General features: G+C 41.1%; 1 protein-coding gene. It reads right to left on the reverse strand.

Annotated features, from left to right (window positions below):
• Positions 1-542 (reverse strand): glycosyltransferase (locus ACNOHI_RS25480; protein ID WP_420477515.1); only part of this gene is annotated, 542 nt, incomplete at both ends.

Genomic DNA, 542 nt, shown 5'->3' on the forward strand with positions numbered 1-542 from the left:
GATCTTTTCCATTACTGTATTAGGGAGATTATCTTCTAGAGAAGGCGTAAGAAACACGTCTGCAGCACTGTAAAAAATGGCAAGACGTTCATCATCTGACACGGTACCCAAAAATGTGGTTGTAACCGGAAAATCAGGAACGTTCTTTTCATCTCTATTTCCAAACACCACCAATTCCATCTGATTGTAATCAATATTGTTACTGTCAACGAGGATTTTCAAAGCTTCCAAAAGATATGGAGTTCCTTTATGAAGGTCTTTTCTCGATGGCATAAAACCGCTTAGCATAATATATTTATCTGCAGCAAGCCCAGCCCTTTGTTTCGCCAATGTCTTATCATAGGGTTTAAAAACAGTGGTGTTAAGAGTATTGGGCACAACGTGCCTTACTGCCCGACCTAACAACTTGCTCCTGGCAATTGATTTGGCCATCCAATGGCTTGGTGCAATTATTTCGAACGGGATTTCTCTATATGCTCTTTCTTTCGCTTTCCAGATTCTATGGGACAAGTCGCCGGGATTAGATCTTTTCAAAAGCGGGC

It is taken from the genome of Noviherbaspirillum sp. ST9, assembly GCF_048799745.1.
GTDB lineage: Bacteria > Pseudomonadota > Gammaproteobacteria > Burkholderiales > Burkholderiaceae_D > Noviherbaspirillum.